We start from the raw sequence: 25,573 nt of genomic DNA on the forward strand, positions 1-25,573 counted from the left end.
CGAGTCATGACCTACGAATTCACCCCGATCGGCGCCATCTCGTCACCCTACCGGGAAAAGTTCGCTACCCCGCGCCAACCCGGTTTGACCAAAGCGGCTGTTGCTCGAATTGTGTTGAGTGAAGAGGTTTCCAGTCCGGAAACGGTGCGTGAGCTGGAAGGATTCAGTCATATCTGGCTGCTGTTTCTCTTTGACAAAAACTATCAACAAGGTTGGACTCCGACGGTGCGTCCACCACGGCTGGGCGGCAACAAAAGAGTCGGTGTCTTCGCCAGCCGTTCGCCGTTTCGCCCCAACCCGATCGGTTTGTCCCCAGTAAAACTGCTGGCAATCGAACAGCAGGATGGCAGAATCACGCTGAAAGTGCAGGGCGCCGACTTGATTGACGGCACGCCGATCCTTGATATCAAGCCCTACATTGCTTACAGCGATGCCATTGCTGATGCGGTCAGCGGGTTTGCAGATAAAGCTCCATCATTGTTGCCGGTGGAATTTTCTGCGGCGGCGCTGGAACAGGTTGCTGGTTTTGTTGGCCAGACGCCTGAGCTGGAAGAGCTAGTGCGGGAGACTTTGGCGCTTGATCCTCGGCCCGCTTATCAGAGGGAGGCTGGAGATGAACGGGAGTATGGGGTGTTGCTGGATCGATATAATGTACGTTGGAGGGTTGTGAGTGAGGTGATTGAGGTCCTCGATATTTCGCTGGTTGAAAAATCCTAAACAGACGGCTCGCAATGAACTGATGAGCCCGTGATTTGAAAACAGCCCCAATTGAAACAGGCCGATCCTAAAAGGACCGGCCTGCCATCAGCCAACATCTGCCCCAAAACCTACTTGCAATCCCCCCGCCACAAACAATCTTCCTGCCCACACTCAGCAGAAAAGTTCGTATTGAAGCACTGAGGATTGCCTTCCTGCAACTGAATCGCCCGGATCAGGTCTTCTTTTTTCATCCGCCCCGGTTTCACTCCACGATCCTTTGCAACGTCTTTAACCTGTGCCATGTTCATTTGTCCACTCCCTGTCTGTCCGTAAAATCAGTTTTCCATCAAATTCAGTAAAACATGGTTGAGTATACCGCCACTGAGGAAGTACGCAACTTCCTGATCGGTATCTAACCGACAACTAACAGTCAGCGATTCGCGACTGCCATCTGCGCGCTGTATGGTTAAATCGATATCCTGCTTTGCCTGCAGGTCGTTGATCTTCGGCAAGCTGAAAAGCTCACTGCCATCAAGCTTCAGACTTGCCGCGCTGGCACCATCCTTAAACTGCAGTGGCAGGACGCCCATGCCAACAAGGTTTGACCGGTGAATCCGCTCGTAACTCTCGGTCAATACAGCCTTCACCCCGAGCAGTAACGTGCCTTTGGCTGCCCAGTCCCGACTGGAGCCAGTGCCGTACTCTTTGCCGGCAACAATCATCAGCGGAATATCACTGGCAGCGTACTTAACTGCGGCGTCGAAAATGCTCATCTCATCACCCGCAGGCATCAGCCTGGTGAAACCACCTTCCGTTTCAACCATCTTGTTGCGCAGGCGGATGTTGGCGAAGGTACCACGCATCATCACCTCGTGGTTGCCGCGCCGTGAGCCGTAGGAGTTAAAATCCTTCTCTTCAACACCTTTCTCACGCAGATAGGTTCCGGCCGGGCTGCTCGCCTTGATCGCCCCGGCAGGGGAGATGTGGTCGGTGGTGATGCTGTCACCGAGCAGGCCAAGCAGACGGGCATTTTCGAATCCGGGATAGCTGTCACTGCACTCCAGTTTGCTGAAGAAGGAAGGATGACGGATGTAGGTGGAATCTTCCTGCCAGCTGTAGGTAAGCCCTTCCGGTACCGGCAGGCCGCGCCAATGCTCATCGCCGGTAAAGACTTCAGCGTACTCCTTGTGGAACATCTGCTCGTTGACCAGTGCCACCATCTCGGCCACCTCGGCGTTGCTCGGCCAGATATCGCGCAGATAAACCAGCTGGCCGTTGCTGCCGGTGCCGATCGCCTCCGTGCTCAAATCGATGCGGGTGGTTCCGGCCAGGGCGTAGGCGACCACCAGCGGCGGTGATGCCAGCCAGTTGGCCTTTGTCTGGGCGTGGATGCGGCCTTCGAAGTTGCGGTTGCCGGAAAGCACCGAACAGACGGTCAGATCTCCAGCTTCGATCGCTTCGGCGATCGGGCCGGTCAGTGGGCCGGAGTTGCCGATACAGGTGGTGCAACCATAGCCAACAATGTTGAAGCCGATCTGATCAAGGTAGCTCTGCAGCCCGGCTTCGGCCAGATAGTCGGTGACAACTTTTGAGCCAGGGGCGAGGGAGGTTTTCACCCAGGATTTCTGTGTCAGTCCTTTTTCCACCGCCTTTTTCGCCACCAGTCCGGCTGCCATCATCACCGCCGGGTTGCTGGTGTTGGTGCAGGAGGTGATCGCGGCGATAACCACGTCACCATGACTGAGGCTGTCATCGCTGCCGCTGATCGGCACGGAAAAGTCAGGGTTCTCTTTCGGCAGCACCGCCTCGGTCGCGCTGCGCAGATCTTCCAGCAAAACCCGGTCCTGAGGACGCTTCGGCCCGGCCAGGCTCGGCCGCACGCTTTCCAGATCAAGCTCCAGTACCGCGCTGAATTGTGGATCGGCCATGTCGTCTGTCCGCCACAGCCCCTGTTCTTTACAGTAGGCCTCAACCAGTTCAATGGTTTCCGCGCTACGCCCGCTCAGCTTCAGGTAATCGATAGTGATCCCGTCGATCGGGAAGAAACCACAGGTAGCACCATATTCCGGTGCCATGTTGGCAATGGTCGCCCGGTCAGCCAGTGGCAACTGCGAGAGTCCGGCACCGAAAAATTCAACGAACTTGCCGACCACACCATGCTCGCGCAGCATCTGGGTGACTGTCAGCACCAGGTCGGTCGCGGTGACACCTTCACTCAGCTTACCGGTTAAACGGAAACCGACCACCTCCGGCAGCAGCATCGAGATCGGCTGTCCGAGCATCGCCGCCTCCGCTTCGATACCACCAACACCCCAACCGAGTACGCCGAGGCCGTTGATCATGGTGGTGTGGCTGTCGGTTCCGACCAGGGTGTCGGGGTAAGCCCAGGTTTCGCCATCGATCTCCGAAGTCCAGACCGACTGGGCCAGATACTCCAGGTTGACCTGATGGCAGATACCGGTGCCCGGTGGCACCACGCGAAAGTTATCGAAAGCTGTCTGCCCCCAGCGCAGGAACATGTAACGCTCACGGTTACGTTCCATCTCTTTTTCCACGTTGGCGGAAAAGGCGGACGGGTTACCGTACTGATCAACCATCACCGAGTGATCGATAACCAGGTCGACCGGGATCTGCGGGTTTATTTTTGCTGGATCGCCGCCATGTTTGGCAACCGCGTCGCGCATCGCAGCCAAATCGACGATCGCTGGAACCCCGGTGAAATCCTGCATCAGGACGCGAGCTGGGCTGAAAGCGATCTCGCTGTCGCCAGCTTTGTTCGGCTGCCAGCCGGCGACAGCTTCGATATCTGCTTGTGTGACTGCGCTGCCATCCTCTTTACGCAGCAGGTTTTCCAGCAGAACTTTTATCGTGAAGGGAAGGCGCGACAGGTCCCCCAAGCCGTTTTTCGCAGCACTCTGCAAATTTTTATAGTGAAAGCTCTTGCCTGCAACTTCGAGAGTGCGGGACGACTGAAAGGAATCCGTTTTCATTATGTGCTCCTTGCTGTAGGGGAGGAGTTGCCATCGTCATCTTGATAATACAATCATACCTATTCTAGCCTCCCTTGGCGATTCGGCAAAAGGGGGCGGCACTTTATCTGGTTAATTTTTTTCTTTTTCCCCGGAAATAGATGAATTGAGTTGTTTCTTCGCTAACATTTCCACCTGTTTTCGCGCAGAAAAGGCCTTATCATTAAAACATTTACGTTGTTTTTAATCCGGCCCTGTGATAGAAGCGAAAATGTCCAATTTCTGGTTGCCCTCGTAATACAAGGAGAGGAAGCATGGCTGAAGGTATTGTTAAGTGGTTCAATGATTCAAAAGGTTTTGGTTTTATCGAGCAGGAGGGCGGCCCAGACGTGTTCGTCCATTTTTCAGCGATCCAGTCGGAAGGTTTCAAATCTTTGGCCGAAGGCGATCGGGTCAGTTTCGATGTTATTCAGGGAGATAAAGGTCCACAATCTTCCAACGTGGTGAAAATTTAAAAAAATACTTCGACCGGGCGGCAAACGGTCAGATTTTTTAGAGGCGCATCCAACAAAAAAGCTCCGCGGTTTAAACCGGGGAGCTTTTTTGTATCAACCACCGACGAGATTGATCGGTGACCTGTCGACAAAGCCAAGGGAACGTTCCATCAAGATCCGCCACTGACCATCCTCCTTGATCAGGTTGATCGATTTGAAGATCTGATCCTGATAGAAATCGGAGCGGTAGCTCTGCTTCAGCTTCACCTGAATACGGTCATCGCTGATCTGGCGCACTTTGATGTCATCCACATTCAGCTCGATCCATTCCGGCCGGGTGACGCGGGTGCTCCGCATCTGTCGCCACTCATCCTGACTGCGACCAAGTTCCGGTCGATAGTTTTCGCTGTAAAAGGAAAAGTAACCTGACAGGTCCTGGCGCGCCCAGGAATCTGCCCAGCGCTGCACAGTATCCAGCACCTCCTGACGGAGCATTTCCGGCAGATGCTCGCTGACGGTTTTCCCTTCCAGCCCCAAGGCAACCTTGATCTGTTCAATCGGAATCGCCGCGGCGGAGGAAAACTCCGAACCGGCTGGCCACCAACTTTGCGTCTCTTCCTCAACCGGCATCACCGGCTCGCTCTGCGTAACGGTCACCTCTTCCGCAACTGTCACCTCAGTATCTACGGCAGCAACAGCTTCTATCTTCGCCTGAGGTTCAGTCTCTTCTACATGTTGTACCTGCTGCTTTTCCGCCGGCCGCCAGGCCGCCGTTTTTATCAGTTCCTCGTTCTGCTGAAGCTTGGCCAACAGCTCATCACGAGTCTGTTCACTGTAGTAGTATCCGTAACTTCCAGAGAGAACAAAGCCAATAGCAAAACCACCCACCGCCCAAATCAGCGGCCGCCAGCGATCGTATTTTTGACCTGCAACCAGCTCCCAGGCAACAGCGGCCTCTTCCTTGACGCGAGCAATTTCACGTTTGGCCAGTACCAGCTGGCGCTCACCTTCATTCAGCTTCTTTTCCGTCTGGCTTCGGCTGTAAAGGGCCTCGTCGAGCGATTTTTGCAGGCTGTTCTTTTCGGCCACCAGTTGCCGGACATCGGCAATCATTTTTTCCGCCTGCTGAGCCTGCTCCTGCTCTTCCTGCCGACTTTCAGTTGCGGATTCTGTTTCAAACCCGTCAAAACTGCCCAGCTCATCCCTTAACTCTGCATAACTTTCAAACGGCCATTCTTCAGGTAACAGAAAGCGTGCAAGTAACTGCCGCATACGCTGATTGTCAATCTGCTCCAGCAAATCTGCGACCGCATTTTTCGAAGAATATCGAGGGCCCAGCAGCATTTGCAGCAGCAAGTTGCCAAGCTCCTCAAAGATTGCCGAAAGATTTTTAGGCTCGGCACTGGCGTTGGTTTCAAGTTGATAAATCAGACTGTCAATACCCAGGTCGGTCATCACAGCCCGTCCAGTCCCATCAAAGCAGATCGCTTCGGGCTGCAACTCTAGCTGCTGGTAATCCTGGCCGGCGGCATACTCCAGCGCCAGGACCAGCTCCAGGATAATTTTCAGACTTTCCTCGGCCGTGAGCGGCTGCTGGCTGAGGTAGCGTGCCAGGTTTTCGCTGTTGTAGACAGCTGACGTATAGTAAAAGTAGCCCTCTTCGCTGCCTGAATCATAAATTGGCGCGATAGACGGATGATCAAGAAGCGCCAGACGTTCCAGCAGGAGCTCCAAACGACCCAGCTTTTGTTCATCGGAAAACTGGTCACCGGGGTAGAGTGTTAAACTAACTTCCCGGTTAAAGAAGGGGTCTTCTGCACAATAGCAAGCATGGTTGGTAGAAGAATCGATGACATCTTTGATGACATACAATCCGAACTGTTGACCTGGTTCTAGCATTGTAACTCCCGCCATTTATGACCTGAATCTGCGGAGAAGAGTTGCCTCGTCATTCAGCGATAGATTCAGACATTGATCTGAGTAAGGTTAACTTTTCATTTGGTCTCAGACAGAGGCCGGCAACATGGCCTAAAACAGGTATTCCACCCCTCAAAGCATATCAATGTTATAGGAAAACATTAACAATTTCTAGTTTTTTCTTTAAAGACAGCTAATTTATCGTGCCCGGTCAACTGTTTTCCGTGGGCACAACTCGAGAACTGGGCACTGACTGCAGACTGGTATCGGTGCTTTACAGCAAGCCCGGCCGTGAGCAATCATAACGTGACCAGCCTGGGTCCAGACCTCAGGTGGCAGCAGTTTGCTCAACTCCTTCTCGATCTGAACCGGGTTATCCGATTTGGTCCAGCCAAAACGCCGCGAAAGCCTTTTGACGTGTGTATCAACGACCATTCCCGGAACATCAAAAGCGTTGCCAAGAACAACATTTGCCGTTTTCCGCCCAACTCCCGCCAGGTCAACCAACTCCGGCATGGTCCTTGGCACTTCCCCCTGGTGCTTGCTTAGCACTTGCTCGGCGCATTGAATCAGGTTTTTCGCCTTGTTGCGGAAGAAGCCGGTCGTGCGAATCAGGCTTTCCACCTGTTCCTGGGTCGCCGAAGCCATCTCTTTGGGCCCCGGTAAAGAAGCAAAAAGATCAACAGTTACAAGGTTCACCCGCTTATCGGTACATTGAGCAGAAAGGATAGTTGCTACCAGCAACTGCCAGGCGTTCTGGTAATCAAGTCCGCATCTGGCACCGGGATAGGCTTGTTCAAGTTGATGGTATAGGTAGAGTGCGCGGTCTTTTTTCTTCATTTATTAACAGTTTTACAGTTTTGCCAGAAAGGTTATCAACAGCATCAACAGGGTTATCCACAAACAGGGTCGGCCTTTCGCAACCGAATCCGCTCGTGTAACTTCAAAAAACGCCGGTTATCGCAGGACTCAACCGTCAGAATCAAAGGCAGATGAGGGGATGCTTTACGCGCATCAGCTGTCGCTAGAACCGTTCCGGCCAAAGCCCTGATAGGACCTCGGAAGTATATGCGATCCCGTCCCCAGAGAGGGAAGTTTCCGGGGTAGTTTGCTCTCCAGAGGGGAAAACGGGCTCGGCGTAAATGCTCCGAGAGGCTGATCTGCCCATATCCCCAAAGCGGCAAGGTAAAATCGCCGCTGATGATGGTTGCGCAAGGCAATGACCGGTTATTCAGCAACTGATCGCTAAGCAACGCCCGCACCTGATCGCGCCTTTGCCAGGGATCGAAGGAAAGGCAAAGGTTGAACAGGTGAAAGCGCTCGCTTTCCAGATCGAGGTCAGCACGCACGCAGCGGCCGCCGTGACCAAGGGAAAATTCCTGAACATTGTGCAGGGGATAACGGGAAAGGAAACAGCAGGAGCCTTGTTCGTCCGGTCCGTAAGCGGCAAGTCCGACCTGATCGGAAAACTCTTCCAGAGTGCCAGCAGCAACCGGCGAGCCCAGTTGTTGCAGCATGACAAGATCCGGCATTTGCGAACGGATAACACGCGCACTGAGGGAAGAATCGATCTCCCCCGATGCACCGCGAAATCCGTTAACATGATAACTCATGATCCGGAAGGTTGCCATCCCCTCATCCTTTCAGGTCTAAGCTATCGATTATAATCTGAAAATCAAAAAGAACCAGCGCTTATGTGTTAAAAAATGCCAAACTGTAGAGGTCAATACTCAATCGATCCGGCGCACCGATTCGATGATCACCTGCCTTTCCGGATAATCTCGGAAAGCTGGACTTTTCACAATAGTGCGTACCTTGCCGATCTTTTCGACGACATCCATCCCTTCGACCACTTTACCGAAGACAGCATAACCGTAAGTATTGCCGGTTTTACCACGATGGTTGAGAAATTTATTATCAACCAGGTTGATAAAAAACTGGCTGGTAGCGCTGTCTATAACACCGGTACGCGCCATGGCAATGGTGCCCTTGGCATTGAGCAGTCCATTATCAGCTTCATTCTTGATCGCGGCCTTTGTCTGCTTGCGGCGGGGGAACTGGTCAAAGCCGCCACCCTGAATCATAAAACCATCGATGACACGGTGAAAAATAGTGCCATCGTAGAACTTTTCATCTACATAACTGAGGAAATTTTTTACCGTAACCGGCGCTTTTTCGTCTTCCAGCTCAAACTTGATAACACCCTGATTGGTTTTCACTTCTACCAACGTCCCAGCCTGAACAACGCTGCAGATAAAAACCAGGACAATAGCTGTTAGGATAACCTTTTTCATGACTGCTCCTGTTTTGGATGTACTTAGTTGTCGCTACGAACCGCTTCCGCTTTCAGGTCGCGCAGCATCAGATCACTGACCGCCTGGCGGGGATCTTTTTCCTGATAAAGAATCTGGTACATCTGCTCGATGATAGGAACCTCGACACCCAGCTTTTGCGCCAACTGGTAGGCGGAAAGAGTTGTTTTAACCCCCTCGGCGACCATCTGCATGCCGGCAAGGATATCATCCAACGTCCGCCCCTTGCCTAATTCCATACCGACCGTTCGGTTGCGCGAGAGGTCTCCGGTACAGGTTAAAACCAAGTCCCCCATGCCAGCCAGACCAGCGAATGTTTCCGCCCGGCCGCCCAGTTTCAATCCGAGTCGGGTCATTTCCGCCAGGCCGCGTGTTATCAATCCTGCCCGACTGTTATGTCCTAGGCCGAGACCATCGACCACTCCGGCAGCGAGGGCAATAACATTTTTCATCGACCCGCCAAGTTCGACACCAATGATATCGTCGTGCGTATAAACACGGAAGTTGTCTGTGCTGAAAATCGCCTGAATTTCTTCCGCCACTGCTAATTCGTGAGCAGCAACCACAACGGCCGTCGGCATTCCCTGAACCACCTCTTTGGCAAATGAAGGGCCAGAGAGAAAGCCGAGCTGATTGTGCATCTGTCGGGGCAGCAATTCCTCAAACACTTGCGACAGCAGCATCAAGCTCTCATTTTCGATCCCTTTGGAGGCACAAACAACCTTAGCCTCGGTTGAAACATAGGGTAATGCTTGCTGCAGGACTTGCCGTGTCACTTGGGAAGGCGTAACGAACAAAAGCATCTCTTTGTTGCTGACGGCCTGCTGCAGATCAGAGGTATAGGTCAAATTCGGTGACAGAGTAAAACCGGGCAGGTAGACATCGTTTACGCCGGTCTGCTGCATCCGTTTTGCCAAATCTTCCTCGTAAACCCAGAGGCTGACCGGATTTCCTTTTTCCGCCAGCAGGTTGGCCAGTGTCGTTCCCCAACTCCCCGCACCGATAACGGCATATTTTTGTTCGTTATTTTTCATTTAAATGGCCTTCTTTTTCGCAGCAATCCGTTTTTTCAGGTGTTCAATCTTCTCCTGCAGCAGCGCCGGACGAGGAAAATCCTGCAGTTCCTGATACATCTTCAGCGCTTCCTGCAGCCGTTCTCCCTCTTCAAGCAACTGTGCAAGATTAAAGCGAGCCTGAATACTTTGTTTGTTCTCCGGAAACTGTTCGATCAACTGCTGCCAGTCCTGACGGGCGGCTTCCAGTTTATTTTCCAACAGCAGCAGACTTCCTTTGCGATACAGGACATCGGCTAAAAGCGAAGTTTGCGGATACTCTTCGAGCAGAGTTTCCAATTCAATCCGGGCTTGGCTGTAATTATCGAGCCGGAAGTAGCAATCTGCAATCTCATAGTAAAGCTGGTCACGATCTACCGTCGACTGATCCAAAAGACGCTGATAAAAACCGATCGCACGGGAATAATCTCGCAATGAATGCTTGATGATCTTCGCAGCTGATAACTGTGCTTCCCGAACCTCCGAATGGCCGGAATAATCATGTTCGAGTTGCAGGTATTCGAGCAGTGCCCGCTGTTCCTGACGTTTATCGTAGTGCCAGATTTTACCGCTGCGCAAAAGAGCTACAGGAGCTAAATCGGACTGTGGATAGGAGGTGAAAATGCTGCGGAATTTTTCCTGTGCAGCATCGATTTTACCGCGGCTCTCCAGTTCGAGAGCTTTATCAAATAATCTTTCCGGAGCCGTTTTTTGCAGCTGCTGGTAAACCGGTACTGCGGCTGCTGCGATCAGCAGCAACAGCAATACCGGCAAAATCCAGCGGGATGCTTTATTCTTCCGCGCCGTCTGGCGCTGCTTGATCTTCAGCTGCTTCTTCAACCGCTGCAGTTTCATCAACTTCAGCCTCTTCCTTCTCAGCCAGTTTAGCGACGGAGACGATCAGCTCATCTTCTTCCAGCACCATCATCCGCACTCCTTGAGTGTTGCGGCCGATGGAGCGGATATTATTGACCTTGGTCCGCAACAGCTTACCACGGTCAGTGATAAACATCAGGTCAGAGTCCTCGTCGACCATCTTGATCGCGACCACCTTGCCATTACGCTCACTGGTCTTGATAGTGATGATTCCTTTACCACCACGACTCTGGACCCGGTATTCGGCAATGTCAGTCCGCTTGCCGTAGCCGTTCTCGGTCACGGTGACCAGTGCCAATGCAGTGTTTTCAGTCACCGACTGCAAACCGATCACTTCATCATCACCTTCCAGGGTCATGCCGCGCACGCCACGGGCCGGGCGGCCCATTGAGCGAACATTCCCTTCCGGGAAGCGGATCGACTTGCCGTTGCGGGTCGCCAGGATCAGGTCACGCTTACCGTCGGTCAGGCGGGCTTCAATCAGGCTGTCACCTTCATCAATGGTCAGGGCTATAATGCCGCCAGCACGCGGGTTGGAGTAAGCCATCAGTTCGGTCTTCTTGATCACGCCCTTGGCGGTGGCGGTGACGATATACTTGCCTTCTTCGAACTCCTTGACCGGCAGGATGGTGGTAACCTTCTCTTCCGGCGCCAGGTTGAGCAGGTTGACAATCGCTTTGCCGCGCGAAGCACGGCCGCCCTGCGGGATTTCGTGAACCTTCAGCCAGTAAACCTTGCCGAGGGTGGTGAAGATCAGGATGTAAGAATGGGTCGAAGCGATAAACAGGTTCTCGACGAAATCCTCTTCCTTCGGCTTGATACCGCTCTTGCCTTTGCCGCCACGGCGCTGGGCGCGGTAAAGGGAAACCGCGTTGCGCTTGACATAACCACCGTGGGTCACGGTGACGACCATATCCTCTTCGACGATCATGTCTTCGAGGGTAAGGTCGGCGGTGCGATCAATGATCTCAGTGCGACGCGGGTTGGCGAACTTCTCTTTGACTTCAAGCAGCTCGGTCTTGATGATCTTGAGAATTTCTACTTCGCTGGCAAGAATCTCTTTCAGTCGCTTGATCTGCGCCAGTACCTGCTCCAGTTCTTCGAGAATCTTATCCCGCTCAAGTCCGGTGAGACGATGCAGACGCATGTCGAGGATAGCCTGGGCCTGAATATCGGAGAAACTGAAACGCTCCATCAGGCGCATCTTGGCTTCTGCCGGATTGGCACTGCTCTTGATGATATCGATCACTTCATCCAGATTATCGAGCGCCAGCTTCAGACCTTGCAAGATATGGGCACGGGCTTCCGCTTTTTTCAGCTCGAAAACGCAGCGCCGAGTGACGATCTCGCGGCGGTGATCGATAAAGGAATCGAGCACCTCGCGCAGGGTCAGAATCTTCGGCTGACCAGAGACAATCGCCAGCATAATGATACCGAAAGACGATTGCATGGCGGTCATCTTGTAAAGCTGGTTGAGGATGACACCAGGAACCATGTCCCGTTTCAGCTCGATAACGATGCGCATGCCATCGCGGTCCGACTCGTCACGCAGATCGGAGATCCCTTCGATCTTCTTGTTCTTCACCAGCTCGGCAATTTTTTCGATCAGTTTTGCCTTGTTAACCTGATAAGGTATTTCGGTGACAATGATCGCCTCGCGCCCGCTGCGGCGATCGACTTCAACCAGAGCACGAGCGCGCATCTGGATGATACCGCGACCGGTCGAGTAAGCTTCGCAAATCCCCTCTTTACCATTGATAAAACCGGCCGTCGGGAAGTCAGGGCCGGGAACTTTTTCAATCAGCTCCTCAATACTCAGACGCGGGTCGTCGATCAATGCGACCAGTCCGTCGATCACTTCACCCAGGTTGTGCGGTGGAATTTTGGTCGACATACCGACGGCGATACCCTCAGAACCGTTGACCAGAAGGTTCGGGAACTTGCAGGGCAGAACCAGCGGTTCTTCCAGTGAATCATCATAGTTGGGGCCGAAATCGACAGTCTCTTTTTCGATATCGGTCAGAAGTTCGTGGGAGAGTTTGTCCATACGAATCTCGGTGTAACGCATCGCAGCGGCGTTATCACCATCGATGGATCCGAAATTCCCCTGACCGTCAACCAGTGGGTGACGCATGGAGAAATCCTGCGCCATACGGACGATAGTATCGTAAACCGCACTGTCACCGTGCGGGTGATACTTACCAATAACATCGCCAACCACGCGGGCCGATTTTTTGTACGGCTTGTTAAAATCATTGCCGAGATCGTGCATGGCGTAGAGAATCCGCCGATGGACCGGTTTAAGCCCATCGCGCACATCCGGCAATGCGCGACCGACGATAACACTCATCGCATAGTCCATGTAGGACTTGCGCATTTCGTCTTCGATATTAACCGTGACTTTGTTTTCTTCTGTGTGCATCTATGTCTCCGAAAACCTTAAACGTCGAGGTTGGCGACGTTGAGAGCATTCAATTCGATGAATTCGCGGCGTGGTTCGACTTGGTCACCCATCAAGACGGTAAAAATTTCATCAGCCCGGACGACATCTTCTATAGTCACCTGCAGCAGTACCCGTTTTTCCGCATCCATCGTCGTTTCCCACAACTGATCCGGGTTCATTTCACCGAGACCTTTATAACGCTGGATGTACTGGCCTTTTTTCGCCCGGGCGAAGAAAGTTTCGAGCAGCTCTTTACGGTCTTCGAGGACTTTATCCTCCTTCCCTTCACTGCGCAGAATAGCCGGTCCTTTTTTGCAGATATCTTCGACCTGTCTGTACGAATTCAACAGGAGTTTGTACTCGTGAGAAGAGAGAGTCTCAACCGTCTGCCGGTCGATGCGAGCATGCAGGTTACCGTAAGTGACGAGAATCCGATCCGGATCTTCCATCACTTCGAAACTGGCATTCGGCTCGACTTCACGCAAACGCTCCGCCAGAGGGCCAAGGTGTGCTTTATCAGCAAAACCATTTTTCACCTTGCCACGCAGGAAAATACGCAAAATCTCACTCGGCACACCACGATTAACGATTTTTTCAAAGTGCTGATTAAACTCGAGAATGTTGCGCAAGGTCGGAATGATCTGCTTGCCGCGAAGCACTTTTTCGCCCTCGTCCATCTCCAAGCTTACGCCATCGGTACCGGTATCAAGCAGATATTCCAGTAAAGCCTCGTCATCCTTGAGATAGAGTTCTTTTTTCCCTCGCTTGACCTTGTAGAGCGGCGGCTGGGCGATGTAGAGATGCCCGCGCTCGACGATCTCCGGCATCTGCCGGAAAAAGAAAGTCAGCAGCAGAGTACGGATGTGCGAGCCGTCGACATCGGCATCAGTCATGATGATGATGCGGTGGTAGCGCAACTTGGAGACGTCAAAGTCTTCCTTGCCAATGCCGGTGCCCATTGCGGTAATAAGGGTACGAATTTCGTTGGATGTCAGCAGTTTGTCAAAGCGCGCTTTCTCAACGTTGAGGATCTTACCTTTGAGCGGCAGTATCGCCTGGTAACGACGATCGCGCCCTTGCTTGGCGCTACCTCCCGCGGAATCACCCTCGACCAGGTAAATTTCGCAGAGCGCCGGATCTTTTTCCTGGCAGTCAGCCAACTTCCCTGGCAGTGACAAACCTTCAAGAGCACCTTTACGCCGGGTCAGGTCGCGGGCTTTCCGCGCTGCTTCTCTTGCCCGGGCTGCCTCGATGCCTTTTTCCAGAATCCGCTTTGCGACCTGTGGATTCTCTTCGAGAAACTCAGCCAGTTTCTCGTTCATCATCGATTCTACATAACCTTTTATTTCCGAATTACCCAGCTTTGTTTTTGTTTGACCTTCAAACTGTGGGTCGGACAATTTGACCGAAATGACTGCGGCAATACCTTCGCGCAAATCATCACCGGAAATAGAAACTTTTATATTTTTCAACAGGTTATTAGCGCTAGCGTAGGCATTCATCGTGCGCGTCAATGCGCCACGAAATCCACTGAGATGGGTACCACCCTCATGGGTATTGATGTTGTTGGCAAAGGTGAAAATCTTTTCGTCATAGCCATCGTTGTACTGAATGGCTATCTCTATTTCCACACCTTCTTTTTCGGCGTGGAAATACATCGGTGCGGTATGCAGCGGACTTTTTGCACGATTGAGATATTCAACAAAAGAGCGGATACCACCTTCGTAGATAAATTCATGTTTCTTTTCTGTCCGATCGTCACTGATGAGGATCTTCACGCCAGCATTCAAAAAGGCCAATTCTCGCAGCCTTTGTGCCAAAGTTTCGAAGGAAAATTCGGTGGTATCAAAAATATCTGGATCAGGCCAGAAGGTGATCTTAGTTCCTCTCTTGATGGTATCACCGTCAACGACTAAAGGTCCGGTCGGGACACCCCGCACGTAACTCTGTCTATGAACCTTACCATCGCGACGAATAACCAGATCAAGTCTACTTGAGAGGGCATTTACGACTGAAACACCAACACCATGCAAGCCACCAGAGACCTTGTAAGCCCCTTCTCCTTCATCGTTGAATTTACCGCCAGCATGTAGCACGGTCATGACAACTTCAGCAGCAGACTTATTTTGTGTTTCATGCATATCGACCGGAATACCGCGGCCGTTATCCTGTACGGTAACTGAGTTATCGTCATGAATGGTTACAGTAACATCATCACAGTAACCGGCCAGTGCTTCATCGATCGAATTATCAACAACCTCATAAACCAGGTGATGTAAACCCAAAGTCGATGTAGAACCAATGTACATCGCTGGTCTTTTACGAACAGCTTCCAAACCTTCTAGGACCTGAATACTATCCGCACCGTAATTCTTTTCTTCCGCCATACTACTCCTCTTACATCAATCAGCTGTGCTGACCGTGCCATCTATGACATGAAACACTTTACTTTTTCTGTACAACTCAGCCTGCTTAAAATCTGTCGAGGTGATAAAAACTTGTCCCGAATTCTGTAGCAGGTTTTCTAACAGGATATTTTTCCTTTTTGAATCTAATTCACTCGCCATATCATCAAGAATTAAAACCGGATAATGACCTTGAACAGCTTTATAGTCAATAATCTGAGCCATTTTATAAGAAATAATCATCGAACGTTTCTGGCCTTGAGATGCATACGCATCAGCTGGGCGATCATTCAATAAAAAAATAATATCATCGCGATGCGGCCCAACCAGGGTATAGCCAAGTTGACGTTCTCTTTCCTGCTTACGGTTTAATTCTTCGGCTAATTGTTCTTCGATTGAAGAACTTATTTTTTTTGAATAATTTAACTCATAATTTTCTTCATTTATTTTTTTAAAATTTTCATTTTTAAAAAATTTATTTATTTTATCAATATATCTTATTCTTTCCCTAATAATCTCTGCACCATAATTTATAAGCTGATCTTTCCAACAATCGATCTCAGAATTTTTCTTCTTAAGAAAAATATTTCTCTGCTTAAGACAGCGAACATATTTTTTATAAATATTTATATAATTATAATTTACATAAAAAATAGACCTATCTATTAAGCTTCTCCTAAAAGATGGATAAGAAGATATATAATTTATTTCATCAGGAAAAAAAATTACTACATTTAAATATTTGTAGTTTTCAGGTTTTTTACCATTTAGTCTTATCTGTTTTTTATATTCAGAAATATAAAGATTCGCTCTATCAATAACTCCAGAATTAACAATATCAATATTTATATTAAGTTCATCTTTACCATATTTTAAAAGCTCTAAATTCTTTTCCGATCTAAAGCTTTTCAGAAAAGCAACTGAATAAATAGCTTCTACTATGCTTGTTTTCCCCTGAGCATTATTTCCTAAAATAAAATTTAATCTTTTATCAAATGAAACATCTAAAAAATCTATATTTCTAAAATTTTTAATTTTCAGATGATCTATATACATCTAACTTATTAAAGTCTCATAGGCATAATAACAGCTAAATAATCTTCATCATTTTCAGGCTGAATAAGACCAGGAGAAATATTATCCTTTAAGAAAAGAATGACATTTTCCTTATCAATCGATTGAAGAATATCGATAATATACTTAGCATTAAAACCTATTGAAATTTCAGCTCCAGTATAAACGACGTCCAATTCTTCTTTAGCATCCCCAATGTCTGGATTTGAAGAATAAAGTGTAAGACAATCATTAGATAAATTTATTTTAACGCCTTTTGATTTTTCACTCGAAAGTACAGAAATTCTTCTTAGAGAATGTAAAAAAAGTTCCCTGTCAATAACTGCTGAGTTGGTAGTTTTTTCTGGTACTACTCGTTTATAATCAGGGAAATCACCATCAACCATACGCATAATTAGTTTTGTTGCATCAGTGCTAACAGAAAAATTATTATCTGATATACCTATATTTATTTCTTCTTCAGTACCATCAATCATTTTTCTTATTTCATTTATTCCTTTTTTTGGCAATATAAAGCCATCTTTAAATTTATCATCAAGTTTACTTGATAAATTTCTTTCTATCATTGATAGTCGATGGCCATCGGTTGATACAAAAGCCATATTGTTTTTTAATTCATCTACTTCTGATTTAATAAAAATACCTGTTAAATTAAATTTTGTTTCGTCATTAGATACAGAAAAAATAGTTTTATCTATCATTTCTTTAAATATTTCCGTATTTATTTTACTTAAATTATTACTTAGATCAGGAAATTTAGGAAATTCATCTGGTGATAAACCAACAAGGTTAAAAATCGATTTTTCACAGGTTATTTCTACCCAAAAATTACTTTTAGATGTGAATTTAATTGTTTTATTAGGTAATTCTTTAATTATCTCAAAAAGTTTTTTTGCTGAAACTGTCACCTTTCCTTCTGTGATAACATCAGCATTGTAATTTGATTTTATACCTACTTCGAGATCTGTAGCTGTAATAATTATTTCATTATTTTTAGCTTCAATCAGGACATTTGCCAAAATTGGGATGGTATGTCTTTTTTCAATAATTCCTTGAACCTTTGTTAGGCCTTTGAGAAAAGTCTCTTTGCTGATGTGAAACTGCATGCATTCCTCCGTCCACAGTTATCTATTTATTATTATTTAATTATTTAAAAAATAGTAGTCTATATATAGCAGCTGTGAATTTGTGGAAAACTCAATAACTGCTTATTTTTACGCTAAAATTTTTTCCATAAGAAATGTTTATTGTCTGTCTATTTTTTATCTCAGATTGTTGGTTGAGTTTTTTTTGACCTGTTATCACCAATCGATAACATTTTTATAAACAACTTATGGTTTTATGCTGTTTATAAGCTTTTCAACTGTTGTCCTCAGTTGCAAGTCTTCTTCCAGGTTTTTTTCTATCTTTTTAATAGCATGAATGATTGTTGAGTGGTCTTTACCACCGAACTTTGTGCCAATTTCCGGATATGAAGAAGACGTTAGTTTACGGCTTATATACATTGCTACTTGACGCGGTAAAACCAGAGTTTTTAATCGTTTAGAAGATTTAAGGTCGCTGGTTTTAATCTGATAATGCGTCGCTACAGTTTTCTGGATATTCTCTACTGTAATTTCTTTATTTTGTTCGATGATAATATCCTTGAGGATATTCTTGGCCATTTCAAGGTTTATAGGGGTTGATGTCAGACTTGAAAAAGCTCCTATTCTGATCAGGTAACCTTCGAGCTCGCGAACGTTGCTTATCACTGAATTAGCAAGAAAGAAAGAAACATCCTCTGGTAGTTCAATATTATTTTGATCTGCTTTCATTTTGAGAATAGCTTGTTTTGTTTCTATGTCTGGTGCTTGAATATCAGCAATAAGTCCCCATTCAAAACGTGAGCGCAATCTTTCTTCAAGATCTGGAATTTCTTTGGGAAATTTATCAGAAGTAACTACAATCTGTTTATGTGATTCATACAGAGCATTAAACGTGTGGAAAAATTCTTCTTGGGTACTTTTTTTCCCTGCTATGAACTGTATATCATCTATAAGTAAAACATCTATGGAACGGAATTTATTTCTGAATTCGTCCATTTTCGCATGACGTAGTGAGTTTATAAGCTCATTTGTAAATTTTTCTGACGAGTAATAGCAAATTTTAAGATTATTATTTTTATTCAGAATTTCATTGCCGATAGCATGAACAATATGAGTTTTACCTAAACCAACACCCCCATATATAAAAAGAGGATTATATGTAGTTGCTGGGTTATTGGCGACAGCCATAGCTGCTGCATGGGCAAATTGATTTGATGGTCCGGAAACGAAGCTTTCAAACGTGTATTTTTTATTTATATTTGAAAACTGATCATTTCCTTTAAGCGATAAATTTTTTTTATTAGTTTCTATTTCAGTTTTTTCTTGTTTTTCTGGTTGTGGTTTTTCTCTTATCTCCGGATTATCGTTAATTGAGATGCTTATCCGATAATTAACCGTGCCTATGTCGGAGATGGCTTCTTCAATGACTTTTTGGTAATTATCTTTTATCCACCCTTTGATAAATTTATTTGGGACTTCTAGATTTACCTGATCATCAGTGATGCTGATGAAATTTATTGGTTTTATCCAGGTGGAAAAATTTTGTGGACTTATATTTTTTTCCAGTTTTTTAAGAGTTGTTTGCCAAATATTCTTCATTTATATTAATCCACAACTTATAAACATCTGTTTATGAAACTTAAATATCTGTTTTTACTTAATTTTTAAGAGAAAAATAGTATACAAATGCTTATGAAATATATTTGAATATTTTCATTTTAAGCCAATTTTAAAGCAATATAGAGTATCTCTTAGAATAATCGAAGCAGTATAAAACATTATCCTAACTCTCTGCCAGAATATTTTGTTCCCTGATTTTGATTGACTTAAACGAAAAGATATGTTTTATGGACTACTTTGTCAGCACTAAGAAACTGGAGGATATAAAAAGATGTCTAAGCCTAAGCGCACTTATCAGCCGAGTCGTATCAAGCGTAAGCGTACTCACGGTTTTCGCAAGCGGATGCAGACCAAGAGCGGTCGTCTGGTTATTAACCGTCGTCGCAGTCGTGGCCGTAAATCTCTGTCGGTAACCACTCCGCAGAAATAAAATTACATGCATCAGAACTTTCCAAAACTTTGCCGTTTGCGCAAGTCTTGGGAATTTCATCAGGTTTGGAAAATGGGGTGTAAAATACATACACCCCATTTTATTCTTTTATTGGCGGAAAATTCGTCATTGCGCTGCCGTTTAGGTCTTACCGTAAGTCGCAAAGTCGGTAATGCGGTTATGCGCAACCGAGTAAAAAGAAATGTTCGTGAATTTTTTCGTCGTGAGCAGAGTAAATTTACTAACGTTGTCGATTTTTCCGTTGTAGCAAAACGTGGTGCTGCAGATCTGTCGCATAAAGATATTTTTGCAGAACTACAAAATGCGTTAGAAGCTAAAGGACATCTCAATGGTTGAAAAACCTTTTGTGTTGTTGATTGATTTCTATCGCACCTGCATTTCCCCGCTGTTGCCGCAGTCTTGTCGTTTTTACCCTTCGTGTTCCAATTATGCCCGCGAAGCTCTTCTGACACATGGTCTTCTACGAGGCTGTTTTTTAACTTTAATTCGTTTGTCTAAATGTCATCCATTTCATCAGGGTGGGTTCGACCCTGTCCCTGTGGTGAATAAACAGGAAAGTTAAGATGGAAAACAATAGAGCTATTATAGCTATTGCACTGATAATTCTTCTTTGGTCCGGTTACAGCATGTTTTTTCAACCGCAGCAGCCACCGGCTCCGGTAGTAGAACAGCAAGCTGCTGAACAGAAAAATATAGCTGTAGAGCAAACTTCACCTTTTACTGCAACGAACATTGAAGCAGTGGTTGAGCAGAAGATTGATCGTTCTAATTATCAGGAAAAACTGATAACGGTTTCTTCTGAACTTTTCGAAATGACATTGTCGACAACAGGCGCAACTATTCGTGGGATTACTCTAAAGCAGTTCAAAGAGTCAAACGACGAAGATGCTAAACCGTTTGAATATATGGTGATGTCGGACCTAAAAAACGCAACCTTTCAGACCAGTGGCAGCGAAGGATTATCTATACCTACTGATATGCCTTTCAGTCTAGCTGATGGTACCCCGACATCTGTTTCTGTCGATGCAGATAAGAAGGTTGTTTCCTTTACTGCTCAGACGTCATCAGGTCTGACAATTGTAAAAAGTTACATTTTTCATGCAGACAGTTACCTGGTTGATGTCAATGTTGAGTTGATAAACTCTGGTTCTACGTCTTTAAAGGGATATTTCAATCTTTCTCTGGTTTCTCTCGATCCGAGTGCTGAAGGCGAGGGGATGCAGAATATGTATTCTTTTGTTGGGCCACTCTCTTTCGATGGCGAAGAATTAATAGAAGATAAAGTTGAAGACCTTGAATCCTCTGCAAAAATTTATGGTGAAAATATTGTCTGGTCCGGTAACGTTAGCAAGTATTTCCTGACCATTATGGCGGCTGGTGATTCCGCTAAGCAAATACAGATTGAAAAAGCCGATACTCTTATCCGTAATAAGTTCATTTCTCCTTTTATTTCTCTTGATGCTGGGCAGAAGACTGTACTTGATTATACGTCTTTTATTGGTCCTAAAGATTATGATCTGCTTCAGGCTGCAGGACATCAGTTCGAATTTGCTAAAGATTATGGTTTCTTCGCTGTTTTGGCCAAACCGCTGATGCATGTCCTCAAGTTTTTCTATGGTTATCTCGGCAATTACGGACTGGCTATTATTCTGCTGACCATCTGCATCAAAGTTATTTTCTGGCCGTTAACACAGAAGAGTTATAAGTCGATGAAGGGTATGCAGAAACTGCAGCCTGAAATGCAGAAGATGCGGGAAAAATACGGCAGCGACAAGCAGCGCCTTAATCAGGAAATGATGACTTTTTATAAAGAGAACAAAGTTAATCCGCTTGGTGGTTGTTTGCCGATGCTTATTCAGATTCCGGTTTTCTTTGCTCTTTATCAGGTTCTGCTCGGTGCTATCGAATTACGTCATGCTCCTTTTATGTTCTGGATCGCCGATTTGTCCGCGAAGGATCCCTACTACATAACTCCGCTGATCATGGGTGCAACCATGTTTATTCAGCAGAAGATGACACCGACCAACATGGATCCGAATCAGGCAAAGATCATGTTGATGATGCCGGTTGTCTTCACTTTCCTCTTCCTGAATTTTCCTTCCGGTTTGGTTATTTACTGGATGGTAAACAACCTGCTGACCATTTTGCAGCAGTATCTTATTAAACGTCAGCCTGACTGATTTACCAGTGAGGCGTCATGAACCTGAGTGACACTATAATTGCTCCGGCTACAGCAGTCGGAGAGGGTGGTATTGCCGTGGTCCGTATTTCCGGACCACGTGCATTAGATTCTCTGAAAAAGTACTTTCGACCGACCACGCACAATATCAAATTTTCTTCCCAACGCCTTTATCATGGCACTCTAGTTGATCAAGATGAACAGCATATTGATGAAATTATGGCTGTTTATATGTCTGCCCCTCACACTTACACCTGTGATGATGTTGTTGAAATTCACTGCCACGGTAGCCAGCAGGTTGTAAAATCTATCCTCAATCTTTATTTTGATTATGGGCTGCGTCTGGCAGATGCTGGGGAATTTACTTATCGTGCTTTTGCTAATGGTCGTCTCGATTTATCGCAAGCCGAGGCTGTTGCACGCCTGATTCATGCAAAGACAGATTCTTCTCGAAAGTTGGCCCTTTCTCAGGTAGAGGGACAACTTAGCCGCTGTATTGATGACTTCACAGAGCGTTTACGAAAAATTCAAATCCTGGTTGAAGCATGGATAGATTTTCCAGAAGAGGAGCTACCTCGAGAAGACCTTGAACACATTGAGCGGACTGTTTCATCTGTTATTGAAGAAATTAACACTCTGATTGACACATTTAATTCTGGCAAAGTGTTGGCCGATGGTGCTTCTATACTTCTAGTTGGCCGCCCAAACGCTGGCAAGAGCTCTTTGCTTAATAAGCTTCTGGGTGAAGAGCGGGCTATCGTTACCGATATACCTGGAACAACACGCGACCTTTTGGAAGAAGGGATCACCTTGGCAGGCGTTCCCGTCCGATTGGTCGATACTGCTGGGTTGCGCCAGTCTGATGACCCGGTGGAAATGGAAGGAGTAAAGCGAGCCATTGATAAAATTGGGCACGCTGATCTTGTTCTCCTGCTGATTGATGGGTCGAAAGAGGTTGATGATCAAGATATTTATTCTTATCGATCTTGCGAAACTGCTCCTACTTTTGTTGTTGAAACAAAATCAGATTTAGAAAAAATTGCAGATCTTTCTTTTGTTACCCATCCTTTATACTCGATATCCATAAAAACGGGAGAAGGGCTTGATGAGTTGAAAGAAGCGATAGGTGAATATCTTTTGGGTGATTATATTGCTGCAAATGAATCTGTCATGCTTTCTGAACAACGTCATTATGACTCTCTTGTCTCGACATTGAAAAATCTTCAAAATGTTCTTATTGCTCTGTGTGAAGGACAGTCTCTTGAGTTTATTGCCTTTGATATTCGTGATTCGCTACAATATCTTGGGCAGATTTCCGGAGAGACCACTACAGATAGTGTTTTGAGTGGAATTTTCTCTCAGTTTTGTATAGGCAAGTAAATGTTTCACGTGAAACATTTCACGGGTTGTGAAAATGTCTAGTTACGGTAAAAAATATGATGTCATTGTTGTAGGGGCAGGGCATGCCGGGTGTGAAGCTGCTCTCGCTACAGCGCGGATGGGTTGCCTAACTCTTTTGCTGACCATGGGGTTAGACACGGTTGCTCAAATGTCCTGTAATCCATCAATAGGTGGTCTGGCCAAGGGACATCTGGTGTCAGAAATCGATGCTCTTGGTGGGGAAATGGGTCTGAATATTGATGCCACCGGCATACAGTTCCGCCGACTTAATACAAAAAAAGGCCCTGCAGTTCGGGCAGGACGGGCACAAGCAGATCGTATGGCGTATAGTGCCCGTATGAAATCAATCGTAGAAAAAGAACCGTTGCTTGATTTAAAGCAAGGAATGGTTGTCGATCTGTTGTCTGAGGCTGATCGGATAACAGGGGTGAGAATTCGTGAAGGATTGAAATTCGAAAGTCGGACAGTTGTTTTGACAACTGGCACCTTTATGCGTGGCCTGATTCATGTCGGTTTGAATAATTACTCTGGCGGCCGGGCGGGTGAACCGTCATCTGAAGGATTGTCAGAATCTTTAAGAAGATTAGGGCTAAATGTTGGCCGTCTAAAGACAGGGACACCAGCTCGACTGTCGTCTAGGTCTATCGATTATTCAAAACTGGAAAGTCAGCCAGGAGATGCAGTGCCTAAGCCTTTCTCCTTTATGACCGATAAAATTACTTGTGAACAAGTAAATTGTTATATTTCTTACACTAACGAAGAAACACATCAGATTATTCGTGACAATCTGGATAAGTCTGCTCTCTTCTCAGGGAATATAGAAGGAATAGGCCCAAGGTATTGTCCATCCATAGAAGATAAGGTCGTGCGCTTTCCCGATCGTAATTCTCACCAGACTTTTATCGAACCGGAAGGGCGGATGAGCAGTGAAATGTACCCGAGTGGTATGTCGACTTCTCTGCCACCAGATGTACAGCTTAAATATTTCCGCACAATGATTGGTCTGGAAAAAGTCGAACTTATGCGACCAGGCTATGCCATTGAGTATGATTTCGTAGAGCCGACACAGTTAAAGATGACTTTGGAAACCCGCAACGTGAATGGCCTTTACCATGCTGGACAGATTAATGGGACTTCCGGATATGAAGAAGCGGCTGCACAAGGATTGTTGGCCGGTATTAACGCCGCTTTGCGCTGCAAGGAAAAAGGTGAATTGATAGTTGGCCGTGATCAAGGATATATCGGCGTCATGATTGATGACCTGGTAACTCAGTCGACAACCGAACCTTATCGGATGTTTACTTCGCGTTCTGAATATCGCTTGTTACTGCGTGAAGATAATGCTGATCAAAGATTTACCGAGTTGGGTCGTAGTATAGGCTTAGTAGAAGATGATCGCTGGGAACTGTATCAGGAAAAGCAGGAGCAGGTTGCCAAGGGTGAAAGGTTTTTGCGCGAAAATATGATTACCTCTGCCAATAAAGAGTTGGTAGAAAAGTTCGGTCTCGGCCAATTGAAAAGCGGTCTCGATCTGGAGTCGCTGCTGCGCCGCCCGGAGATGACAATTGAAAAAATAGCAGCTGAGCATGCTGACCTGCAGACATTGAGCCCAGCAGCACTGGAGCAGTTAGAAATTGCGATCAAGTATTCTGGTTATATAGAGCGACAACTCGAAATGGTTGAGCGCTCAAAAGAATACGAAAAAATAAAAATACCGGAAGATATAGACTATGCTGATGTCGATAGTCTGTCGACGGAAGTGCGCGAATATTTAGATAAAGTTCGACCAGTTAATTTGGCCCATGCAGGACGAATTCAAGGGGTAACTCCAGCCGCTGTTGCTATTTTAAATGTCTACTTGCGGAAAAAATATCATGCTAAAAATTCTGCAAGATAATCTGCGAGACAATGGAATTGATCTATCCATAGGTATTCTGGAAAAGCAAGTTTGTTTCCTTCAGGAAATGTTGCGCTGGAATAAACGGATAAACCTGACCGCAATAACCGATCCAGCCGAAGCTTTAGAAAAACACCTGATAGATTCCCTCCTATTGTTGAAATTCATAGAAAAAAAAGGCCGCATGCTTGATATGGGATCTGGGGGCGGACTTCCTGGGATTCCCTTAGCTATAGCGCTCGCTGAAATGGAGGTTGTCTCCGTAGATAGTGTCGGCAAGAAAATAAATTTTCAAAAGCATGTCAGACGAATTTTGGAATTGGAAAATCTGCTACCAGTTTGCTCGCGTTTGGAAAAGATCAATGCAGCCGCTGATTTTGATTTTGTTATAGCTCGTGCATTGAGCAATTTCTCCGATCTTTTGCGGTGGGCAAAACCAGTACTGAGAAATAATGGGTTGCTCTATATCATGAAGGGCCCAGAAGGTCCGAGCGAGTTGGATGCATTCTTAGGAAAAGAGTCTGCTGAAGGGTTTGCGTTTAAGCAGCAGCATAACTATTTTCTTCCGCAAAGTAAGGCAGAACGGCAACTATACGTCCTACAAAAATCCTGTTGATCTGTAGTTTTCGGCTAAAATCCACTTTTAATCTATTTTTCAAGGAAATTGGCTGAATTCAGGGTCCGTCTATGATAATCTCT

Annotated in this window: 22 protein-coding genes; 9 read left to right on the forward strand and 13 right to left on the reverse strand. The window is 46.5% G+C overall.

Annotated elements, in window-relative coordinates; genetic code table 11:
* The first annotated feature begins 6 nt into the window (after positions 1–6).
* Positions 7–717, forward strand: a complete 711-nt coding sequence (gene tsaA / locus BUB13_RS12345) for a tRNA (N6-threonylcarbamoyladenosine(37)-N6)-methyltransferase TrmO (protein ID WP_072909075.1) — start codon at positions 7–9, stop codon at positions 715–717.
* A 110-nt stretch (positions 718–827) separates the two neighbouring features.
* Here the strand turns inward: tsaA and BUB13_RS12350 are convergent, their stop codons facing one another.
* Positions 828–1,001, reverse strand: coding sequence for an SAP domain-containing protein (locus BUB13_RS12350; protein WP_279625988.1), 174 nt, complete (start codon positions 999–1,001; stop codon positions 828–830).
* Positions 1,002–1,034: 33 nt separating this feature from the next.
* A complete protein-coding gene (acnA, locus tag BUB13_RS12355) occupies positions 1,035–3,692 on the reverse strand; it encodes an aconitate hydratase AcnA (RefSeq protein ID WP_425269186.1) in 2,658 nt (885 codons plus the stop codon).
* Between the two features lie 290 nt (positions 3,693–3,982).
* Between acnA and BUB13_RS12360 the strand changes: the two genes are divergently transcribed.
* Positions 3,983–4,183, forward strand: a complete 201-nt coding sequence (locus BUB13_RS12360; RefSeq protein WP_072909078.1) for a cold-shock protein — start codon at positions 3,983–3,985, stop codon at positions 4,181–4,183.
* Between the two features lie 93 nt (positions 4,184–4,276).
* Here the strand turns inward: BUB13_RS12360 and BUB13_RS12365 are convergent, their stop codons facing one another.
* The 11 genes from BUB13_RS12365 to dnaA all read right to left on the reverse strand — a co-directional run bounded on the left by BUB13_RS12365 (position 4,277) and on the right by dnaA (position 18,925).
* A complete protein-coding gene (locus BUB13_RS12365) occupies positions 4,277–6,061 on the reverse strand; it encodes a L,D-transpeptidase Cds6 family protein (protein ID WP_072909079.1) in 1,785 nt (594 codons plus the stop codon).
* Positions 6,062–6,277: 216 nt separating this feature from the next.
* A complete protein-coding gene (gene nth, locus BUB13_RS12370; RefSeq protein ID WP_072909080.1) occupies positions 6,278–6,919 on the reverse strand; it encodes an endonuclease III in 642 nt (213 codons plus the stop codon).
* A gap of 53 nt (positions 6,920–6,972) precedes the next feature.
* Positions 6,973–7,710: an endonuclease/exonuclease/phosphatase family protein gene (locus BUB13_RS12375; RefSeq protein ID WP_072909081.1), complete on the reverse strand. Its 738-nt coding sequence runs from the start codon at positions 7,708–7,710 to the stop codon at positions 6,973–6,975.
* A gap of 99 nt (positions 7,711–7,809) precedes the next feature.
* Positions 7,810–8,373, reverse strand: coding sequence for a peptidylprolyl isomerase (locus BUB13_RS12380; RefSeq protein WP_084092073.1), 564 nt, complete (start codon positions 8,371–8,373; stop codon positions 7,810–7,812).
* A 23-nt stretch (positions 8,374–8,396) separates the two neighbouring features.
* Entirely contained in the window at positions 8,397–9,425 is a 1,029-nt protein-coding gene (locus tag BUB13_RS12385; protein ID WP_072909082.1) for an NAD(P)H-dependent glycerol-3-phosphate dehydrogenase, read from the reverse strand.
* Positions 9,426–10,298 carry a tetratricopeptide repeat protein gene (locus BUB13_RS12390; RefSeq protein WP_072909083.1) on the reverse strand — a complete coding sequence of 291 codons (873 nt, stop codon included), beginning with the start codon at positions 10,296–10,298 and terminating at the stop codon, positions 9,426–9,428.
* Complete coding sequence (gyrA, locus tag BUB13_RS12395) at positions 10,234–12,741, reverse strand: DNA gyrase subunit A (protein WP_072909084.1); 2,508 nt, start codon at positions 12,739–12,741, stop codon at positions 10,234–10,236. Before gyrA ends, BUB13_RS12390 begins: the two co-directional genes overlap by 65 nt.
* 17 nt (positions 12,742–12,758) lie before the next feature.
* Complete coding sequence (gene gyrB / locus BUB13_RS12400) at positions 12,759–15,149, reverse strand: DNA topoisomerase (ATP-hydrolyzing) subunit B (protein WP_072909085.1); 2,391 nt, start codon at positions 15,147–15,149, stop codon at positions 12,759–12,761.
* 15 nt (positions 15,150–15,164) lie between these two features.
* A complete protein-coding gene (gene recF, locus BUB13_RS12405) occupies positions 15,165–16,223 on the reverse strand; it encodes a DNA replication/repair protein RecF (RefSeq protein WP_072909086.1) in 1,059 nt (352 codons plus the stop codon).
* Positions 16,224–16,231: 8 nt separating this feature from the next.
* Positions 16,232–17,347, reverse strand: a complete 1,116-nt coding sequence (gene dnaN / locus BUB13_RS12410; protein WP_072909087.1) for a DNA polymerase III subunit beta — start codon at positions 17,345–17,347, stop codon at positions 16,232–16,234.
* Positions 17,348–17,572: 225 nt separating this feature from the next.
* Positions 17,573–18,925, reverse strand: coding sequence for a chromosomal replication initiator protein DnaA (dnaA, locus tag BUB13_RS12415; RefSeq protein WP_072909088.1), 1,353 nt, complete (start codon positions 18,923–18,925; stop codon positions 17,573–17,575).
* 292 nt (positions 18,926–19,217) lie between these two features.
* On the opposite strand from dnaA, the gene rpmH reads away from it, so the two are divergent.
* From rpmH to rsmG, 7 genes are read left to right on the forward strand one after another with little or no spacing between them, the layout of a single operon-like run.
* Positions 19,218–19,376, forward strand: a complete 159-nt coding sequence (rpmH, locus tag BUB13_RS12420; RefSeq protein ID WP_072909089.1) for a 50S ribosomal protein L34 — start codon at positions 19,218–19,220, stop codon at positions 19,374–19,376.
* Between the two features lie 6 nt (positions 19,377–19,382).
* Positions 19,383–19,733 carry a ribonuclease P protein component gene (gene rnpA / locus BUB13_RS12425; RefSeq protein WP_072909090.1) on the forward strand — a complete coding sequence of 117 codons (351 nt, stop codon included), beginning with the start codon at positions 19,383–19,385 and terminating at the stop codon, positions 19,731–19,733.
* The gene (gene yidD, locus BUB13_RS12430) at positions 19,726–19,959 is read left to right on the forward strand and encodes a membrane protein insertion efficiency factor YidD (protein WP_072909091.1); all 234 of its coding nucleotides are present in this window, start codon (positions 19,726–19,728) and stop codon (positions 19,957–19,959) included. The genes rnpA and yidD overlap by 8 nt, the downstream gene beginning before the upstream one ends.
* A 1-nt stretch (position 19,960) precedes the next feature.
* Complete coding sequence (yidC, locus tag BUB13_RS12435) at positions 19,961–21,577, forward strand: membrane protein insertase YidC (protein ID WP_072909092.1); 1,617 nt, start codon at positions 19,961–19,963, stop codon at positions 21,575–21,577.
* 17 nt (positions 21,578–21,594) lie between these two features.
* Complete coding sequence (gene mnmE, locus BUB13_RS12440) at positions 21,595–22,956, forward strand: tRNA uridine-5-carboxymethylaminomethyl(34) synthesis GTPase MnmE (RefSeq protein ID WP_072909093.1); 1,362 nt, start codon at positions 21,595–21,597, stop codon at positions 22,954–22,956.
* Between the two features lie 28 nt (positions 22,957–22,984).
* Positions 22,985–24,874 (forward strand): tRNA uridine-5-carboxymethylaminomethyl(34) synthesis enzyme MnmG, encoded by a 1,890-nt coding sequence (gene mnmG / locus BUB13_RS12445; RefSeq protein WP_208610166.1) that lies wholly within the window; start codon positions 22,985–22,987, stop codon positions 24,872–24,874.
* Positions 24,852–25,490 carry a 16S rRNA (guanine(527)-N(7))-methyltransferase RsmG gene (gene rsmG / locus BUB13_RS12450; RefSeq protein ID WP_072909095.1) on the forward strand — a complete coding sequence of 213 codons (639 nt, stop codon included), beginning with the start codon at positions 24,852–24,854 and terminating at the stop codon, positions 25,488–25,490. The genes mnmG and rsmG overlap by 23 nt, the downstream gene beginning before the upstream one ends.
* The last annotated feature ends 83 nt before the right edge of the window (positions 25,491–25,573 follow it).

Origin of the sequence: Malonomonas rubra DSM 5091 (assembly GCF_900142125.1) — a bacterium.
GTDB lineage: Bacteria > Desulfobacterota > Desulfuromonadia > Desulfuromonadales > Geopsychrobacteraceae > Malonomonas > Malonomonas rubra.

Excerpts from the sequence above, each read along its gene's own strand:
- tsaA (WP_072909075.1), top strand. The coding sequence starts at position 7 with ATGACCTACGAATTCACCCCGATCGGCGCCATCTCGTCACCCTACCGG.
- BUB13_RS12350 (WP_279625988.1), bottom strand. The coding sequence starts at position 1,001 with ATGGCACAGGTTAAAGACGTTGCAAAGGATCGTGGAGTGAAACCGGGG.
- BUB13_RS12360 (WP_072909078.1), top strand. The coding sequence starts at position 3,983 with ATGGCTGAAGGTATTGTTAAGTGGTTCAATGATTCAAAAGGTTTTGGT.
- BUB13_RS12365 (WP_072909079.1), bottom strand. The coding sequence starts at position 6,061 with ATGCTAGAACCAGGTCAACAGTTCGGATTGTATGTCATCAAAGATGTC.
- nth (WP_072909080.1), bottom strand. The coding sequence starts at position 6,919 with ATGAAGAAAAAAGACCGCGCACTCTACCTATACCATCAACTTGAACAA.
- BUB13_RS12375 (WP_072909081.1), bottom strand. The coding sequence starts at position 7,710 with ATGGCAACCTTCCGGATCATGAGTTATCATGTTAACGGATTTCGCGGT.
- BUB13_RS12380 (WP_084092073.1), bottom strand. The coding sequence starts at position 8,373 with ATGAAAAAGGTTATCCTAACAGCTATTGTCCTGGTTTTTATCTGCAGC.
- BUB13_RS12385 (WP_072909082.1), bottom strand. The coding sequence starts at position 9,425 with ATGAAAAATAACGAACAAAAATATGCCGTTATCGGTGCGGGGAGTTGG.
- BUB13_RS12390 (WP_072909083.1), bottom strand. The coding sequence starts at position 10,298 with ATGAAACTGCAGCGGTTGAAGAAGCAGCTGAAGATCAAGCAGCGCCAG.
- gyrA (WP_072909084.1), bottom strand. The coding sequence starts at position 12,741 with ATGCACACAGAAGAAAACAAAGTCACGGTTAATATCGAAGACGAAATG.
- gyrB (WP_072909085.1), bottom strand. The coding sequence starts at position 15,149 with ATGGCGGAAGAAAAGAATTACGGTGCGGATAGTATTCAGGTCCTAGAA.
- recF (WP_072909086.1), bottom strand. The coding sequence starts at position 16,223 with ATGTATATAGATCATCTGAAAATTAAAAATTTTAGAAATATAGATTTT.
- dnaN (WP_072909087.1), bottom strand. The coding sequence starts at position 17,347 with ATGCAGTTTCACATCAGCAAAGAGACTTTTCTCAAAGGCCTAACAAAG.
- dnaA (WP_072909088.1), bottom strand. The coding sequence starts at position 18,925 with ATGAAGAATATTTGGCAAACAACTCTTAAAAAACTGGAAAAAAATATA.
- rpmH (WP_072909089.1), top strand. The coding sequence starts at position 19,218 with ATGTCTAAGCCTAAGCGCACTTATCAGCCGAGTCGTATCAAGCGTAAG.
- rnpA (WP_072909090.1), top strand. The coding sequence starts at position 19,383 with ATGCATCAGAACTTTCCAAAACTTTGCCGTTTGCGCAAGTCTTGGGAA.
- yidD (WP_072909091.1), top strand. The coding sequence starts at position 19,726 with ATGGTTGAAAAACCTTTTGTGTTGTTGATTGATTTCTATCGCACCTGC.
- yidC (WP_072909092.1), top strand. The coding sequence starts at position 19,961 with ATGGAAAACAATAGAGCTATTATAGCTATTGCACTGATAATTCTTCTT.
- mnmE (WP_072909093.1), top strand. The coding sequence starts at position 21,595 with ATGAACCTGAGTGACACTATAATTGCTCCGGCTACAGCAGTCGGAGAG.
- rsmG (WP_072909095.1), top strand. The coding sequence starts at position 24,852 with ATGCTAAAAATTCTGCAAGATAATCTGCGAGACAATGGAATTGATCTA.